Origin of the sequence: Pseudomonas ceruminis, from assembly GCF_021602025.1 — a bacterium.
In the GTDB taxonomy this organism is placed as follows: domain Bacteria; phylum Pseudomonadota; class Gammaproteobacteria; order Pseudomonadales; family Pseudomonadaceae; genus Aquipseudomonas; species Aquipseudomonas ceruminis.
On the sequence record NZ_BQHW01000011.1, the window covers coordinates 60,572 to 76,929 of the forward strand.

Consider the following 16,358-nt stretch of genomic DNA (forward strand, 5'->3'; position numbering starts at 1 on the left):
CGTAACGGCCCTGTCGCCGACAAGCCCCCATCAATTTGCCCGAGCTCCCCGCCCATGACTGACTACACCGCCCCACTGCGCGACATGCGCTTCATCCTCCATGACGTGTTCCAGGGCCCGGCCCTGTGGGCGCGCCTGCCAGAGCTGGCCGAACGCATCGATGCACACACCGCCGACGCCATCCTCGAAGAAGCCGCCAAGGTCACCGCACAGTTGATCGCCCCGCTCAGCCGCAACGGTGATGAGCAAGGCGTGCACTTCGACGCCGGCACCGTCACCACCCCGGACGGCTTCCGCGATGCCTGGCGCACCTACCGCGAAGGCGGCTGGGTCGGGCTGGGTGGCAACCCCGAATACGGCGGCATGGGCATGCCGAAAATGCTTGGTGTGCTGTTCGAGGAAATGCTCTACGCCGCCGACTGCAGCTTCAGCCTGTATTCGGCGCTGAGCGCCGGTAGCTGTCTGGCCATCGACGCCCATGCCAGCGAGGCCCTGAAGGCCACCTACCTGCCGCCGCTGTACGAGGGCCGCTGGGCCGGGACCATGTGCCTGACCGAACCCCACGCCGGTACCGACCTGGGCCTGATCCGCACCCGCGCCGAACCCCAAGCCGACGGGAGCTACCGTATCAGCGGCAGCAAGATCTTCATCACCGGCGGCGAGCAGGACCTGACCGAGAACATCGTCCACCTGGTGCTGGCCAAACTGCCGGATGCCCCGGCCGGCGCCAAAGGCATCTCGCTGTTCCTGGTACCCAAATACCAGGTGGCCGCCGACGGCAGCCTGGGGCCGCGCAATGCCGCGCACTGCGGCTCGATCGAACACAAGATGGGTATCAAGGCTTCCGCCACCTGCGTGATGAACTTCGATGACGCCAGCGGTTATCTGGTGGGTGAACCGAACAAGGGCCTGGCCGCCATGTTCACCATGATGAACTACGAACGCCTGTCCATTGGCATCCAGGGCATCGGCTGCGCCGAAGCGTCTTACCAGAGCGCCGCCCGCTATGCCAACGAGCGCCTGCAAAGCCGTGCGGCAGTAGGCCCGCAAGCCCACGACAAGGCCGCCGACCCGATCATCCACCACGGTGACGTGCGGCGCATGCTGCTGACCATGCGCACCCTCACCGAAGGCGGCCGCGCTTTCGCCGCCTACGTCGGCCAGCAACTGGACCTGGCGCGCTATGCCCAGGACGCCGCCGAGCGCGAGCACGCGCAGCGCCAGGTGGCCCTGCTCACCCCAGTGGCCAAGGCATTTTTCACCGACAACGGCCTGGAAAGCTGCGTGCTTGGGCAGCAGGTCTTCGGCGGCCATGGCTACATCCGCGAATGGGGCCAGGAGCAGCGCGTGCGCGACGTGCGTATCGCGCAGATCTACGAAGGCACCAACGGCATCCAGGCCCTCGACCTGCTGGGGCGCAAGGTACTGGCTGACGGCGGCCAGGCCCTGGCCGGCTTCGCCGCCGAAGTCCGCGCCTTCTGCGTGAGCGCGCCGTTACACCGTGACGCCTTGCAGGCCAGCCTGGTGCGGCTGGTCAGCACCAGTGAGTGGTTGAGCGCACGGGTGAACGAGGACGCCAACCTGGTCAGCAGCGTGGCGGTGGAGTACCTGCACCTGTTCGGCCTGACCGCCTACGCCTACATGTGGGCACGCATGGCCGCCGTGGCCCACGCCAAGCAGGCCGAAGACCCTGAGTTCCATGGGGCCAAGCTGGCCTGCGCCGTGTTCTACTTCCAGCGCGTACTGCCACGTGGCCTGGCGCTGGAGGCGAGTATACGGGCGGGCAGCGCAAGCCTCTATGCCATGGCACCGGCGCAGTTCTGAGCACACTTATCTACCGCCCGTGGGCGTCTGAGTTGATGCCTCCTGTTGGCTCTCAACCGACAGGAGGCGCCCATGCCACACGCCATCAACCCCCACCAACACCTTCTCGAGCAGCAGCTACCGGCCTGGGCCAGGGAGCTGTCACCGGCTCACTGGCGGCATCTGCAGCAGGCCCTGACACCCGCGCAGGGTTTGCCTGACGCTCAAGCCGCGTGGTTCGCCAATGCCGCCCCCGACCTGCGCGAAACGGTGGTAGCCAGCCAGGCCCGCCTGTTCGCAGCCGAGCGCGCCCTGGTCCGCTCACTCAAGGGCCTGAAACAGATCAGCGAGTTCGCCGAGCCACTGCTTGGCGAGCATCTGCGTGATGCCTTTGGGCTGGATAGCTCAGTGCGTGACGCACAGCTGATGCGGATTTACCGCACCTTCACCTGGCAGACCTACGTCAGTCACCACGAGCGCGAGAGCCTGCTGCACGCGGCCTTGCACAATTTTACCGAGGATGTGACGTTCAGCCGTGACAGTGCAGTGGCGCTGGCACGCGACATCCAGGTCAAGCGCTGCGTGGTGGTGGGGCAGACCACCTTTGGTGATCAAGACACCCTGGTGGATATAGAACTGGATTCCGAGACCTACGCCATCACCCCGTTGCAACTGGCGCCCCAGGCCTTCGCCCGCGCGTGCCGAGAGCTGGACCTTGGCCAGCGCTATCAGGAACACCTCGACGCCCTGTTCACCCCCGCCCCGGTCAGGCATGCCTTCATGGCGATGTGCCAAGCACGCCTGCGCCTGGACGCCGACGTGGCGTTCATGCGCAATCGGGTGACCGCAACGGCAGTGGATGCAGTCGCGGCCCTGGTGGAGAGCCGCACCACCCTGCCTAGCCTTCAACTGAGCCTGTTTGGCATTACCCTGCATGAGGCCCTGCTGCTTGATTTGGGCAGCGCCGGCCTGCTGCTGCATTTGCCCGGTCACAAGAGGGCGTTGCGGCAGGCTTCGCACTTCGATGCGCTTCACGATGACCTGTGCAGCGACTTGCTGGATCCGCTGTTCCGCCAGCAATTTCTGGCCTATGTCCCCACGGCAAGCCACGCCGAGTTCATCGACCGCCTTCGGCAAAACCTTGATGCGGCAGGCGATACGCCCCTCGACCAAGCCTGGCCGCTACGCGCAGATGCCTCGTTGTACCTGGCTCGATGCGCGATCGACGGGGACCCGTTCGCGTTTGCCTACCACGACCACCTCGCCCGCCTCAAGGCGCAGGCGCGCCTGGTCGCGGTCCCTACGGCCGAGGTCGATGAACAGGCACGCAAGCGCCGTATCGCCCAATGGGAAAGCGCTGGCCTGAACGCCCTGATGATTGCAGGCGCCTTCATCACTGGCGTTGGCACGCTCATGCTTGGCGTGGTGGCCTGCCAGCTGCTCGATGAAGTCTACGAGGGCTACCAGGCCTGGGGTGTGGGAGACCGCCACCTGGCCCTGCGTCATCTGGAGGCCGTGGGGCTGAACCTGGCAGTGATCGGCGGCTTGCATGCCGCTGGCAAGGTCCTACCGAAACTGTTCAACAGCCCGCTGATGGAAGGCCTTGACCCGGTCGCCAAGGCAGACGGTTCGCAACGGCTGTGGCGCGCGGACCTTGCAGGCTACGGCAACGCAATCGAACTGCCGTCGACCCTGCAACCCAACGCATTGGGCCAATACGCCCATGAGGGCACGTGGTATATCCGCATGGATGGGCAGTTGTATGCGCAGGGTCTGGACAGCGACACGGGCCGCTGGCGAATCGTGCACCCAAGTGACCAGCAGGCCTATCAACCCGTGTTGGAGCACAATGGTGACGGGGCCTGGTGGTGTGAACATGAAGCACCTCAAGACTGGTCGGACAGCCAGCTTGTACGCCGCCTGGGCCTGGCGCTGGAGGCACTGGACGACCGCGAGCTGGGCCATGCGCTGAAGATCACTGGCGTCGATCGCTGCCGTCTGCAGGCCATCTATCTAGCAGGTGCCCCGACCCCGGTCCTGCTCGCCGATACCTTGGAGCGGATGAAGCTTGCCAAGCAATTTGCCGACCTCCCCCCTGCAGCCTTGATGGCAGCGTACGAGTACCCACCCAACCTTGCCGAGCAGAAATTGCGCGATGCATTCGCGCACCTGAGCACCCCGCTGGCAGCACGACTGCTTGCGCGCCTTTGCGTCGCCGAACAGGCCGACTGGGTGGGTACCGGTACTCTCCCCAACTGGCTACGCGCAGAGGCTGAACAGGCCAGCGCCGACCTGCCGCTCTCCCGCGCGCTGGAAGGCCTCTATGTGCCTGGCCTGGCCAACGCCGACAGCGATCGGCTGGTGCTGGCCTGCCTGGAGCGACAGCCTCAATGGCCGGCGGCGCTGCGCCTGGAAATTCGCGCCAACAGCCCAGATGGCCCGCTTCTGATGGCCATTGGCAGCGAGTCGGCAAGCCAGCGTTGCCTGCTCCTCAAATCAGCGCAAGGCTTCGAAGCCTATCGAGGTGAGCACCCCGTCCCCGACACCGTTCATGGGGATCTCTACCAGGCCGTGTTCGCCGCTGCACCAGCCCCCCTGAAAGCTGCTCTGGGCGATGTCGAAACCCTGCAAGCGCGCATCCGCCACTTTGCCGAGACAGACCGCCAGGCGTGGCCGGCACGGCTGTGGGGTATCGGGGCCAAGCGCACGCCACTGCGCCTGCGGCTGGCCGGTGGCAAACCGACCAACCCGCTGCCGCCCCCCCTCCTTGTCCCACAACGCATGGGCCGGACGGCTGCGTCGGCTGTTTCCGACCTTCACGCAGGAGCAGGTCGACCGGACGCTGGCCGACTGGCAACGCCACCTGCGCTCCCCCGAAGTCGAATTGCTCAATTACGAAACCCGCCTTCGACGACTGCGCAGCGACCTGAACGGCTGGGCGGCGCTCGCGCCACATCGGCAACGTGCTATCGCACCCATCGTCAACGCCTGGCGGCGCAATTCGATACGCTGGCTGAATACCGGCGAGCGAATCGCTTGCCTCAACCTCACAGATCTCCATCTGGAAAACCACGACCTGGCCACCCTCAGCCTTCCCGACGGGTTCACCCATGTGGAGGATCTGGACCTCAGCGGCAACCCGTCATTGAGCGAAGTGCCAAGCCAATGGTTTCAGCGCATGCCTGGCCTACGGCGGCTGACCTTGGCCCGCTGTCGGTTTGCCCGCCTACCGCACCTTCCCGAGGCAGGCGAATTGAACTGGCTGGACATAGAGCGAAACCGCATCACCTGGGATGAGGCGGCGCAGATCGCCCTGCAGCGGCTGGACTCGCTACGGGTTCTGGACCTCTCTGACAACCCTTTGCTCAGCGCTCCAGACATCTCCCGGCTGTCCAACCTACGTTCGCTGTTCATGGTCAATTGCAGCCTCACACGTTTACCCCAGGGGCTGGAGCGCTTGGAATCGGCCGCGGTGGTGGACCTGTCCGACAACCCACTCCAGCGCTTGCCTCGGGACTTCACCCTGCCGCGTGAGACCGCCAAGGTGCTGTGCCTGGAAAGCGAATCCCTGAGCCTGCCCATTCGCGAACAGATCGAGGAGTACTACCAGCTCCATGGGGTGGACCTGTTGGTGTCGGACACCGACTATCAGCCGCTGCTAAGCGGGGCCAGTGCGCAGCGACAACAGCTCTGGTTGCGTTTGCCGCTGCAGTACCGTCGCGATCTGCGGGCACTCATCGAGGACCTCGATTCGTTCGATGACCCTGCACCCGGCTTCGCCAGATTGTGGCGCCGTCTTGAGCGGCTTGATCGTGATGCAACCTTCAGGGAGATGGCATTGATGGAACCGGCAAGCAGCCTGCTCGACCTTTGACGACGCACGCCGCCCAAGGGCTGCGCGCGGCAGGGCTAAAGCGCGGGGCGCCAAAGCCCTGCATCGATTCAGTGGGTCACATCCAGCGCGTCGCGAGTCAGGCCCAGCATCGCCTCGCGCTCGGCCTGTGCCCGTTGCGCCTGAAGCTGTGTCACCTGCTGCAGACGCGTGGCCTCGGGCGCTTGATCATCGGACAGCAACGCTTCAATACGCGCACGGTAAGGTTCATCGAGCTCATCGAAGCGCTGCCGATAAGTACGGCGAAGGTATTGCTGCCAAAAGTCCCGTTCAACCAGCGAGTGGGCGACCTGCTCGCTGGTTTCGGCGGCCAGCACGCGATCACGTGCCCGTTCAGCACGTACAACGTCGACCTCGGCAAGGTAGCGAAAGCGCATGGAAGTGATCTGCACCGGCAAGTCCAGATCGACGCGCAGTGCCAGCCGATAGGCCAGCACCACCTCGATCTCGTCCGGGTCCGCGCCAGCGTCCCGGCGTGCGAGGACGTCCTCCAGGGCAATCCGATCAACAAACTCCAACCGCCACAATTGCCGTCCCAAGCGCAGCAACGCCTGCTCTGTGTCGCCCGCAGCGGCGTCGTCGTGCTCTGCCTGCCACACCCGCATCCGCACTTCAAGGTCACAAAAGCGCAGGGCAACGCTGTCCTGACAGGTCACCGCCTGGGCATTGGCGAACAGTTCCGTGCGCAAGCCCGCATCTTCGTCCATGGCCTGCAACATGATCAACACACGGTCACCCAGGTCGCGGGCCCCCGCTGGGCTGCGAAAGTCAGCCGTTTGAGTGAGGCCATTCAATAGTTCGAAGAACGGCTCCGAGCCATCGTGGGCCTCGACCAACGCCCATACAGAACCTAAGTCGTCGCGGCTTGGCGGAGCGATTGCGTCCAGCCAGCGCATCCGCGGAAACGTACCGGGCCCCTGCGGCACCTCGAACGGCAGGGGCAAGCTCAATGCCGTCTGCAGCGCCTGCGCTTGTTCCGCGCTCAACGGGTTGCCGTGCAACCAGACGCGGCCCTCGCCCCACACTCGCGCATGAAAAAAACCGGTGGGCAGCTCTGCGATGCGATTGTTGCGCACGTCGAGCGTATGGAGCCGCGAGCAATTCAGGACGCCATAGGGCAAGGCCTCGATCTCGGTGTCCTGGAGCCGCAACTCTGTCAAATCGGTCATGGCACTGACCGAGAAAACCCGCCCAAGCGGATTCTCAGACAAATTGAGGTAGTTCAGCTGCTCGCAACTGGCGAGGATCGCGCACTGGGCAGGGTTCAGCGTAATCCGGTTGCGGGTAAGGTCCAGGCATTGCAGCCGACGCAGGCTTTGCAGGTGCATGGGCAGTTGGGTCAGCTCATTGCCAGGAAGCTCCAGCACACGCAGGTTGCCAAAGGCCCGCAGGAAACCGTCAGGGAGCGCGCTGATGCCCATTTGGCGCAATGACAACACCGCCACAGCGCGAAAACGTACCTGCTCCGGCAGATCCGGCAACCCGCCCGTACGCGCGCCCATCTGACTCCACCACAGCTCAGTGGGCTCGGGCCGCTGGCGGGCTTCTTCCAGCGCGCTGCGTTGCCAGCATTCGATCAATGAACGACTCAAGTAACGCCGCTGCTCGCGCTGCTCTTGGGCAACCTCCTCCACCCAGCCCTGCAGGTGACGCTCCAGCATCTGCAACTGCGCGCGCAACCTTTCCAGCAAGGGCTCGATGCGCTGCCCGGTGGCCAGCACCTCTCCCACCCAGGTGTCGATCTGCAGTTGGTCCAGGTCGGGAAACAGCCCGTGCACCCTGTCACTCAACACCTGGGGCCTGCCCTGGCGAGTGCCTCGCCAGAACCTGCGGCCACTGAGCATATAGCCAAAGCGGCCATCGCCCAGGCGCTGAGCTGCACAGAGGCCTTGTACACGAGCAGGCGACAGCAAGCGCTCTACCTGCTCAGGCCGGGTAGCCGCCTGCTGCCTGAGTAACGCGCGTAGGCTTGCCCCCCTCGGCGGCGTCAGCCCCATGGCGGCACATTGGCTGTCGCTGTAGGCAGAGGCCATGACCTCGAACAGGCCACCGGGCTCACCCAGGGTGACGTGGTGCTGATCGAGCAGCAGGAAGCGCCCACTGAAGTGAACCAGGTAGAAATCATCAATGCCCGCTTCACTTTCGGCTAACACAGGGCCGGCGAGGCCGCCCTCCAGGAGATGCCAGCGCACGCCCGACGCAGCCCCCGCAAGCTCGTCGAGCAAACCGATGGCGACGCGGCCCAGGTCGGCAGACTGCGGCAGGTCGAAGCACAACGCCTCCATCACCCTGATGCGGCGGATGCGCGCAACGCTGGCCCTAGCAGACGCCCCCACGCTCATCGGCACCCGCCGATCGACCGTCAGGCGCTGGAAGTCGCTCACATCAGCGGCGTCCAGCAAGGCTTGGGCGGCAGGATGATGCAGCGAGGGAAAAACCTGGCGCAGGAGGGCGACCGCCGGAGAGTCGCTGGGCTGGACGCTGTCATAGACCCTCTGCAGCAATTGCCGCTGCTGCAACTGCAGCTGGCCGGCAAGCTCAACGCCGGATAACCCAGCGGCATTGCGCAGCAATTGAGCGTGCTGCAGGAGGGTGAGGTCGCGGATGGGCTCGTCGGTCCCCAGTTGCTGGATCAGGCGAACAATCCGCCGTTGCAGGTGAACGCGCCGGACCGTGTCGGTCAACCACGGATCAGGCTGTTGACGCGCCATGTGCAACGCCCTCAGGTTGTCTTCGCCGAGGCCGTGAATGCTCAGCACCGTATCGATATCTGCATCTTCCAACGTGCCGAACATTCCACCCAGGCGGCGGAACATGTCATGGCGATCGGTCCACCGCGAGGGCTGGTCGCTCGCCAGCCGCCATGCCCCACCGCCGTTGCCGAGCACCAGGGGACCGAAGCCTTCACGGGGCATCAACTGCCACGCGCCGTCAGCCACGCGCTGACGCACCGGGTAGTGATGCCCCTGCATCTCAATCCACGCCTGGCTCCCTTCGTGGCGTACACCTTGGGCGTCCGCCGCAGCCTGCGGTGCCGCGCCGCGGAACGCAGTCGGGTCCTGGCTCCACAATTTCGCCCCCCCTTGCTCCAGTGGCGCCGATACCATGCCGTCCACCCACGCTGAACGGGCCCAGCCGCGACGTGCGAGGGTGATACCGCCGACGGTAGCGCCAGCCACGGCAAGGTCCACGGCAACGTGGGTCAGATGGTCCAATGCAGCCGCTGTGTCGCCATCACGCCAATCTTCGATGCCGTGAAACGCTTCATTCAGCAGTTGCCAGGCCATGATCGCGAGCAAACCTGCGCCTACCGCCGGGATGAAAATACCTGCCACACCGAGCAATGCCCACCCTTGCGCGGCCAGCCACCGCTCATGGTCACGCTGCACAGCGCGGTCGATCTGTGCGACCGGCGGCGCGATCATCGCGGCGTCATCTTTGATCTGCTGGACGCGCGCCGCAGCCAGGTGCTCGAACAAGGGGCGTGGGTAGTCACGCAGGTGTACGTCCAGATCACGGCTGGCCCAGATCGCCACGTCATGGTAAAGCGCGATCACAGCCGTGAAGAAACGTTGGCTGTCGCGACGCCGCACGAAACGGCTGAAGAAGTTTCGGTAACCGGCGTCGCGCAGACGGTGGCCAAGCAGCTTCCGGGCGAACTGTTCAAGGTCAGGGAAGGCGCTCCAGGGGCCATGAGGGTCGCCGGGTATATAGGCCAGTACCCGTTTACGGGTAGCGTGCAGCCAACCCGCTTCGAGCACATCGAAAATGATGATCTGTTCCAGGTCGCAGCCCAACACACGCAGTTGCTTGGCTACCACCCTGGCACCTGCCAACTCGGGCAATCGGCCATCCCGACACAGCCCCAATACACTGTGCAGCTCTGCCTCGCTGAGCACGCCTTCGGCCTTGGCTTGGCACGCGTCGACGAGCAAGGTTGAGCGCTGCAATTGCAGCATCAGCGAGCGCACATCAGGTACTGCGGACGCCGGGCCCGTCGCCGCGTCCAGACAGGTATCGAGGTGCCTCTGGTAACACGCACCCAAGTCCAGGTCCCGGCATAGCCTGGCGAATTCAACCGCCGTCGGCCGGGACAGGTGAGCGCCCGCCTCGGTGACCAAGGCGTTCCCAGGCAACTGTTGGTCGGCCTCATCGCCGACGAAATTGTTGAGCGCAGCTTCAAGCAACGGTACCTGAGCATATTCCGGCCGCCAGACAGGGGCCCGACCTGTAAAAAGCTGCTCGCCTGACGGCACCAGATAGCCTTGACGAAAGTACAGCGTGGCGACGTCGAGCTGCAGTCCGAAGCGCTTGGCCAGCGCCTCCTGTAACTGCGCGTGGACAAAATCGCTGATGCCCTGGATACCTTGCAACCGGGCTGCCAGTTGCTGCCGACAGACCAAGCTGCTCTTCAGGGCAGTGCGCCACGCGTCCAGTTCATCGCGATCGAGCCTGCGCACCCAGTGAGGCAGGCGCTGTGCCAGCAAGTCATCCTGAAAAGCCTCTTCCAACGTATGGATATCGGTGCTGGAGCTTCCCCTGTCGTCGACCATGGCTTGCTTCCCTTGACGTGAAAACTGCAGCCTAGGGTGCAAGGTCCACTGCCGGAGGCTAGATAGCTACTACCCGCTCAGCGCAGGGCGATCGCCATGGGGGCAACACCCGGTATGGCCAACGTGCCATGGTGATGTCCCACAACGCCGCGAAAGGTTCTCAAACGCTGAAAACCCTTGTGAATCCGACGAAAAAACCACATAACTGATAGTCATTCGCCATTACCTCGGTTCTCGGGATGCCCCTTGGAGGGTTAGAATGCGCAAAACCCGGAGCCGCAATGAATCAGGACCGCCTCAACCCCAGCACAGACGATGCCATCACCGACGCCGCCGCCCAGTGGTGCATGCGCTTGCACGCCGATGATTGCACAGTGGACGAGCGCGAGGCCTTCGCCCGCTGGCTGGCGGCGGACCCGCGCCACGCGGACGAGTACCAGGCGATGCTGGACATCTGGCAAACCGCCGACCTGCTGCCACGCAGCGCCACGGTCATCGACTTCAACCCGCCCGCCCGTCAGGTGGTAAAGCCCCGCAGCTGGCGCCCACTGGCATCGGCGGCAGCCATCGCACTGCTGGCGCTGCCCCTGGCGGGCTGGGTTGGCTGGGAACAAGGATGGCTGCCCAACCACTACCAGCACTTCACCGCCACCGACCAGACCCAGACCGTGGAGTTAAGCGACGGCAGCACGGTCGAGCTCAACCTCAATACTGAGCTCACCTACCTCAACTACAAAGACCAGCGTCAGGTCACCCTCAAGCGCGGCGAAGCGTTTTTCAAGGTGCAGCACGACAGCCTGCACCCCTTCATCGTCCGAGCCGGCCACGGCCAGACCCGGGTCACTGGTACCCAGTTCAACGTGTGGAAGTATCAGGACCAGGTCAAGGTCACCCTGGTGGAAGGATCCGTACTGGTCAGCAGCGACGACCGCTCGGGCGGCTACCGCCTTGGCCCAGGCATGCAGGCCACTTACCACACAGGGGACTTCGAGCCGCAGCTGGCGCAAAGCGACGACTACGGTAACAGCCTGGCCTGGCGCAGCGGCAAGTTGGTGCTCGACAACCTCAGCCTCGACCAGGCGCTGCCAGTGATCAACCGCTACCTCGATGCACCGCTGCTGCTGGCCGACGCCAGCACCGGCCGCATCCGCATCAGCGGTATCTACAACACCCGCGAAGTCGGGCGCCTGGTAGACAACCTGCCCAAGGTGCTGCCGGTCTACCTGACCCGCAGCAAGGACGGCAGCACCGTCCTCAACAGCATTTCGCCGCCGGACAAGGGCTGACGGCTTACAGGGTCATCGCCGCCAGCCAGCCAAACGCCAGCAGTGGCAGGTTGTAGTGGATGAAGGTGGGCACCACGGTGTCCCAGATGTGGTGGTGCTGGCCGTCCACATTGAGCCCCGACGTCGGCCCCAGGGTCGAGTCCGATGCCGGCGAGCCGGCGTCACCCAGGGCACCGGCCGTGCCGACGATGCACACCGTGGCCAGCGGATCGAAGCCCAACTGCACACACAGCGGCACGAAAATGGCCGCCAGGATCGGCACCGTCGAGAACGATGAACCGATCCCCATGGTCACCAGCAACCCCACCAGCAGCATCAGCAAGGCACCCACTCCCTTGCTGTGGTCAATCCATTGCGCCGAGGTTTCGACCAGGCTCCTGACCTCGCCGGTGGCCTTCATGACATCGGCGAAACCCGACGCGGCGATCATGATGAAGCCGATCATGGCCATCATTTTCATGCCTTCGGTGAACAGGTCGTCTGTGTCTTTCCAGCGCACGATGCCCGACAGCGAGAAAATCAGGAAGCCGACCATGGCACCGATGATCATCGAGTCCAGCCACAACTGGACGATGAACGCCGCAGCAATCGCCAGCCCCGCCACCAGCAGGGTCAGCGGGTTGTACTGGATGCTGACCTGCTCGACTTGCTCGATGCGCTTGAGGTCGTAGTCACGCTTCTTGCGGTAACTGATCAATACCGCCAGCAGCAGCCCTGCCAGCATGCCCGCTGCCGGGATGGCCATGGCATGGGTGACGTTGACCCCGCTCACATCGACCCCGGCGCGAGCGACGTTGGCCAGCAGGATTTCATTGAGGAAGATGTTGCCAAAGCCCACGGGCAGGAACATGTAGGGCGTGATCAGGCCAAAGGTGATCACGCAGGCAATCAGCCGACGGTCGATGCGCAGACGTGTCAGCACATACAGCAACGGCGGCACCAGCAGCGGGATGAACGCAATGTGGATAGGCAGGATGTTCTGCGACGATACCGCCACCACCAGCATCAGGCCGATCAACAGCCATTTGACCTTGCCGCCCTGGGTATGGCCCTGACGGTCGATCATGGCCAGCGCACGATCGGCCAGTGCGTGGGCCAGGCCGGACTTGGCAATGGCCACGGCGAAGGCCCCGAGCAAGGCGTACGACAACGCCACGGTGGCGCCGCCCCCGAGGCCGCCATTGAACGCCTTCAGTGTGCCTTCGATCCCCAACCCGCCAACCAGGCCACCGACCAGGGCACCGACGATCAGGGCGATGACCACGTGCACGCGCGACAGGCTGAGAATCAGCATGATGCCCACCGCGGCAATCACTGCATTCATGGTTTGGCTTTCCTCGTAGCTGCAGACAAAAAAGCGCGCACTCTGCAGCAGTAGGGGGCAGATGTCAAAAACGCCATGTTGCTGGCCGTTACATCGGCACTGACGGTGTAGCCTGCGTGGATGAAAAAAAAATTTAAATTGAACGTTCGAATAAAGAAAAAAACGAGACCGCCGACATAGTCGCTAGCCACATTCCTATTAAAAAGGGATTCTCCCCATGCCTTTGCGACAACTTTCCATCCAGTGGAAGATCACCCTGCTCGCCGGTCTCTGCCTGGCCAGCATCGTCACCCTGCTCGTCGGCCTTTCGCTGTACCGCATGGACCACAGCTCGGACCTGGTCAAGGCCAGCAGCATGCAGATGCTCACCGAGGCGGCGCAGTCACGCATCGAGTCGCAAGGCGAACTCCAGGCGTTGAGCATCCGCCGCCAGTTCATGGATGCCTACCAATACGGCGCTGGTTTCGCCCGCCAGGTACTGTTCCTGCGCGAGCAGTCGGAAAAGCGTTTTCTGGACGCCTTCGACCTGCGCGAAGACATGACGCGCCAGGTACGCGCCGCCCTGCAGGCCAACCCCGACCTGCTTGGCCTGTCGCTGGTGTTCGAACCCAACGCCCTGGACAACAAGGACAGCCTGTTCGCCGGCAAGGCCGAGCTGGGCAGCAACGAAACCGGGCGCTTCGCGCTGTACTGGTCGCAACCGCGTGCCGGCCAACTGACCGCCATGGCCCTGCCTGAGCACGACATGGCAAACACCGACATCGGCCCCAGCGGCCAACCGGCCAATACCTGGTGGGTGTGCCCGCGCAGCACCGGCAAGGTGTGCGTGGTAGAACCGTATATCTATGACATCGACGGCCAGCGCGTGCTGATGACCAGCATCGTCTTCCCGCTGGCGGTCAACGGCAAGGTGATCGCCACCCTGTCCATCGACATCAACCTCAACAGCCTGCAGGCCCTGAGCCAAGCGGCCAGCCGCAGCTTGTACGAAGGCCGCACCACCGTCGGCATCCTCAGCCCGGTGGGCCTGCTGGCCGGTTACAGTGCCGACGACAGCAAGCTGGCCCAGCGCTTCGACCAGGTCGACCCTGCCAAAGGCGCCGAACTGGTGCGCAAAATGGCCGAGGGCAAGTTGACCATCCACCACGACCAGCAACGCCTGAAGGTGCTCGCTGCCTTCGCGCCTATTCCCGGTGCCAATCCCTGGGGCGTGCTACTGGACGTGCCGGAAAACGCCCTGACCGGCCCGGCCGAAGCCCTCAAGCAAGAGCTCGATACCCTGAACACCAGCGGGACCTTGCTGGAGCTGGGTCTGGGCCTGGCGGCGGCGATTGCTGGCCTGCTGCTGGTGTGGCTGATGGCCCGTGGCGTAACCCGGCCGATTCTGGGCGTAGCGGCAATGCTCAAGGACATCGCCAGTGGCGAAGGCGACCTGACCCGCCGCCTGACCTACGACAAGCGCGACGAACTCGGCGAGCTGGCCGGCTGGTTCAACCGCTTCCTGGACAAGCTGCAACCGACCATCGCCGAGGTGAAACGCTCGGTGCAGGCCGCCCGCGGCACCGCCGATCAGTCGTCGGCGATTGCCACGCAAACCAGCGCCGGGATGGAACAGCAGTACCGCCAGGTCGACCAGGTGGCCACCGCCTCGCACGAGATGAGCGCCACCGCCCAGGACGTCGCCCGCAGCGCCGCCCAGGCTGCCCAGGCGGCGCGCGATGCCGATCAGGCAACCCGCGAGGGCCTGGCGGTCATCGACCGCACCACCCACAGCATCGATGCCCTGGCCGCCAACATGAGCGAGGCCATGAGCGAAGTCGAAGGCCTGGCGCAGAACAGCGAGAAAATCGGCTCGGTGCTGGAAGTGATCCGTTCGATCGCCGAACAGACCAATCTGCTAGCGCTCAACGCCGCCATCGAAGCCGCCCGTGCCGGCGAGGCCGGCCGTGGTTTCGCAGTGGTAGCCGATGAAGTGCGTAACCTGGCGCAGCGCACCCAGGAATCGGTGGAAGAAACCCGCCAGGTCATCGAGGCACTGCAAACCGGCACCCGCGAAGTGGTCGGCGCCATGGACAACAGCCACCGCCAGGCCCAGGGTGGCGTCGAGCAGGTCGGCCAAGCAGTCACCGCGCTGCAACGTATCGGCCAGGCCGTGACCGTGATCACCGACATGAACCTGCAGATCGCCTCGGCCGCCGAAGAGCAGAGCGCGGTAGCCGAAGAAATCAACAGCAATGTCGCGACCATACGTGATGTCACCGAATCGCTGTCGGGCCAGGCCAACGAGTCGGCGCGGGTCAGCCAGTCGCTGAACAGCCTGGCCAACCAACAACAGGCCTTGATGGATCAGTTCCGCGTCTGATCTGGCGCAAGGATCAGCGGAAACCTCGTCGTCTACACTTGCCCCGACCCCATGCAACGGCAATTGACGAGGTCCCGATGAAGAAAATTCCAGCGCTGCTGGCCGCCCTGCTCCTCACCGCGGGGCTGGCCAGCACGGACAGTGCAGCTTGCGCCGAGCAGCGCACGCCCATCCATTTCGGTGCCATCAACTGGGAAAGCGGCGCCCTGACCACCGAGATCCTGCGGCTGATCGCCGAGCACGGGTATGGCTACCCCACCGACACCCTCCCCGGCAGCACCGTCAGTATGGAAGTCGCGCTGGCGCGCAATGACCTGCAAGTGGTCGCCGAGGAATGGGCCGGGCGCAGCCCCGCGTGGGTCAAGGCCGAGCAGGCAGGCCAGGTGTTCGCCCTGGGCGATACGGTGAAGAACGCCGAAGAAGGGTGGTGGGTGCCCGCCTACGTGATCAAGGGCGACCCCGCGCGCGGCCTGGCGCCGCTGGCGCCTGACTTGCGCAGCGTCGACGACCTCAAACGTTACCCGCAGGTGTTCAGCGACCCTGAGGCGCCCGGCAAGGGCCGCTTCCTCAACAGCCCCAGCGGCTGGACCTCAGAGACCGTCAACAGCCAGAAGCTCAAGGCCTATGGGCTCGACGGCCTGTACAACAACTTTCGCAGCGGCACCGGCGCAGCGCTGGACGCCGAGGTCGACTCGGCCATCCGCCGTGGCAAGCCGGTACTGTTCTACTACTGGAGCCCCACCCCCCTGATGGGCCGACATGACCTGGTACGGCTGCAGGAACCGCCCTTCGACCCTGCCGCCTGGGCCACCCTCACCGACCCTAACAACCCGCACCCGAGGGGGAGCCAGTCATTGCCGGCGAAGCTGTCGATCGGTGTGTCCAAAGCCTTCCATGACAACTACCCCGAGCTGGTGGCGGTGTTCGAAAAGGTCGACCTGCCAATCGATCGCCTGAACAAGGCCTTGGCCGAGATGAGCGAGAAGCGCCTGGCGCCAGACAAGGCCGCACAGGCCTTCATGCGCAACAATCCGGATGTGTGGAAGGCCTGGCTGCCGGCTGAAGTGGCAGCCAAGGTGGAGAAAGGCCTTTGATGCCCTGATGACGCGAAAGGGGCGCACAGCGCCCCCGGCGCGTT

8 protein-coding genes and 1 pseudogene are annotated in these 16,358 nt (G+C 64.4%); 7 read left to right on the forward strand and 2 right to left on the reverse strand.

What is annotated here, in order from left to right; translation table 11 throughout:
• Positions 1–54: 54 nt before the first annotated feature.
• From L6D80_RS14655 to L6D80_RS14665, 3 genes are all read left to right on the forward strand, one after another.
• On the forward strand, positions 55–1,824 hold the full coding sequence (locus L6D80_RS14655) for an acyl-CoA dehydrogenase C-terminal domain-containing protein (RefSeq protein ID WP_176512677.1): 1,770 nt from the start codon (positions 55–57) through the stop codon (positions 1,822–1,824).
• A 72-nt stretch (positions 1,825–1,896) separates the two neighbouring features.
• Positions 1,897–5,100 carry a dermonecrotic toxin domain-containing protein gene (locus L6D80_RS14660; RefSeq protein WP_236183053.1) on the forward strand — a complete coding sequence of 1,068 codons (3,204 nt, stop codon included), beginning with the start codon at positions 1,897–1,899 and terminating at the stop codon, positions 5,098–5,100.
• Positions 5,057–5,677, forward strand: coding sequence for a hypothetical protein (locus L6D80_RS14665; protein WP_236183054.1), 621 nt, complete (start codon positions 5,057–5,059; stop codon positions 5,675–5,677). The genes L6D80_RS14660 and L6D80_RS14665 overlap by 44 nt, the downstream gene beginning before the upstream one ends.
• Positions 5,678–5,745: 68 nt before the next feature.
• Here the strand turns inward: L6D80_RS14665 and L6D80_RS14670 are convergent, their stop codons facing one another.
• The gene (locus L6D80_RS14670; protein WP_176512678.1) at positions 5,746–10,248 is read right to left on the reverse strand and encodes an NEL-type E3 ubiquitin ligase domain-containing protein; all 4,503 of its coding nucleotides are present in this window, start codon (positions 10,246–10,248) and stop codon (positions 5,746–5,748) included.
• Positions 10,249–10,529: 281 nt separating this feature from the next.
• Here L6D80_RS14670 and L6D80_RS14675 point away from each other — a divergent pair, with 281 nt between their 5' ends.
• Positions 10,530–11,534: a FecR family protein gene (locus L6D80_RS14675; protein ID WP_054901796.1), complete on the forward strand. Its 1,005-nt coding sequence runs from the start codon at positions 10,530–10,532 to the stop codon at positions 11,532–11,534.
• Between the two features lie 4 nt (positions 11,535–11,538).
• Here the strand turns inward: L6D80_RS14675 and L6D80_RS14680 are convergent, their stop codons facing one another.
• Positions 11,539–12,858, reverse strand: a complete 1,320-nt coding sequence (locus L6D80_RS14680) for a Na+/H+ antiporter family protein (protein ID WP_054901795.1) — start codon at positions 12,856–12,858, stop codon at positions 11,539–11,541.
• Positions 12,859–13,396: 538 nt separating this feature from the next.
• Between L6D80_RS14680 and L6D80_RS30330 the strand changes: the two are divergent.
• The 3 genes and pseudogenes from L6D80_RS30330 to L6D80_RS14690 all read left to right on the forward strand — a co-directional run.
• A pseudogene (locus tag L6D80_RS30330) lies at positions 13,397–14,362 on the forward strand (methyl-accepting chemotaxis protein); the annotation flags it as partial.
• A 102-nt stretch (positions 14,363–14,464) separates the two neighbouring features.
• Positions 14,465–15,220, forward strand: coding sequence for a methyl-accepting chemotaxis protein (locus L6D80_RS30335; RefSeq protein WP_371263308.1), 756 nt, complete (start codon positions 14,465–14,467; stop codon positions 15,218–15,220).
• A gap of 77 nt (positions 15,221–15,297) precedes the next feature.
• Positions 15,298–16,314 (forward strand): ABC transporter substrate-binding protein, encoded by a 1,017-nt coding sequence (locus L6D80_RS14690; protein WP_176512679.1) that lies wholly within the window; start codon positions 15,298–15,300, stop codon positions 16,312–16,314.
• The last annotated feature ends 44 nt before the right edge of the window (positions 16,315–16,358 follow it).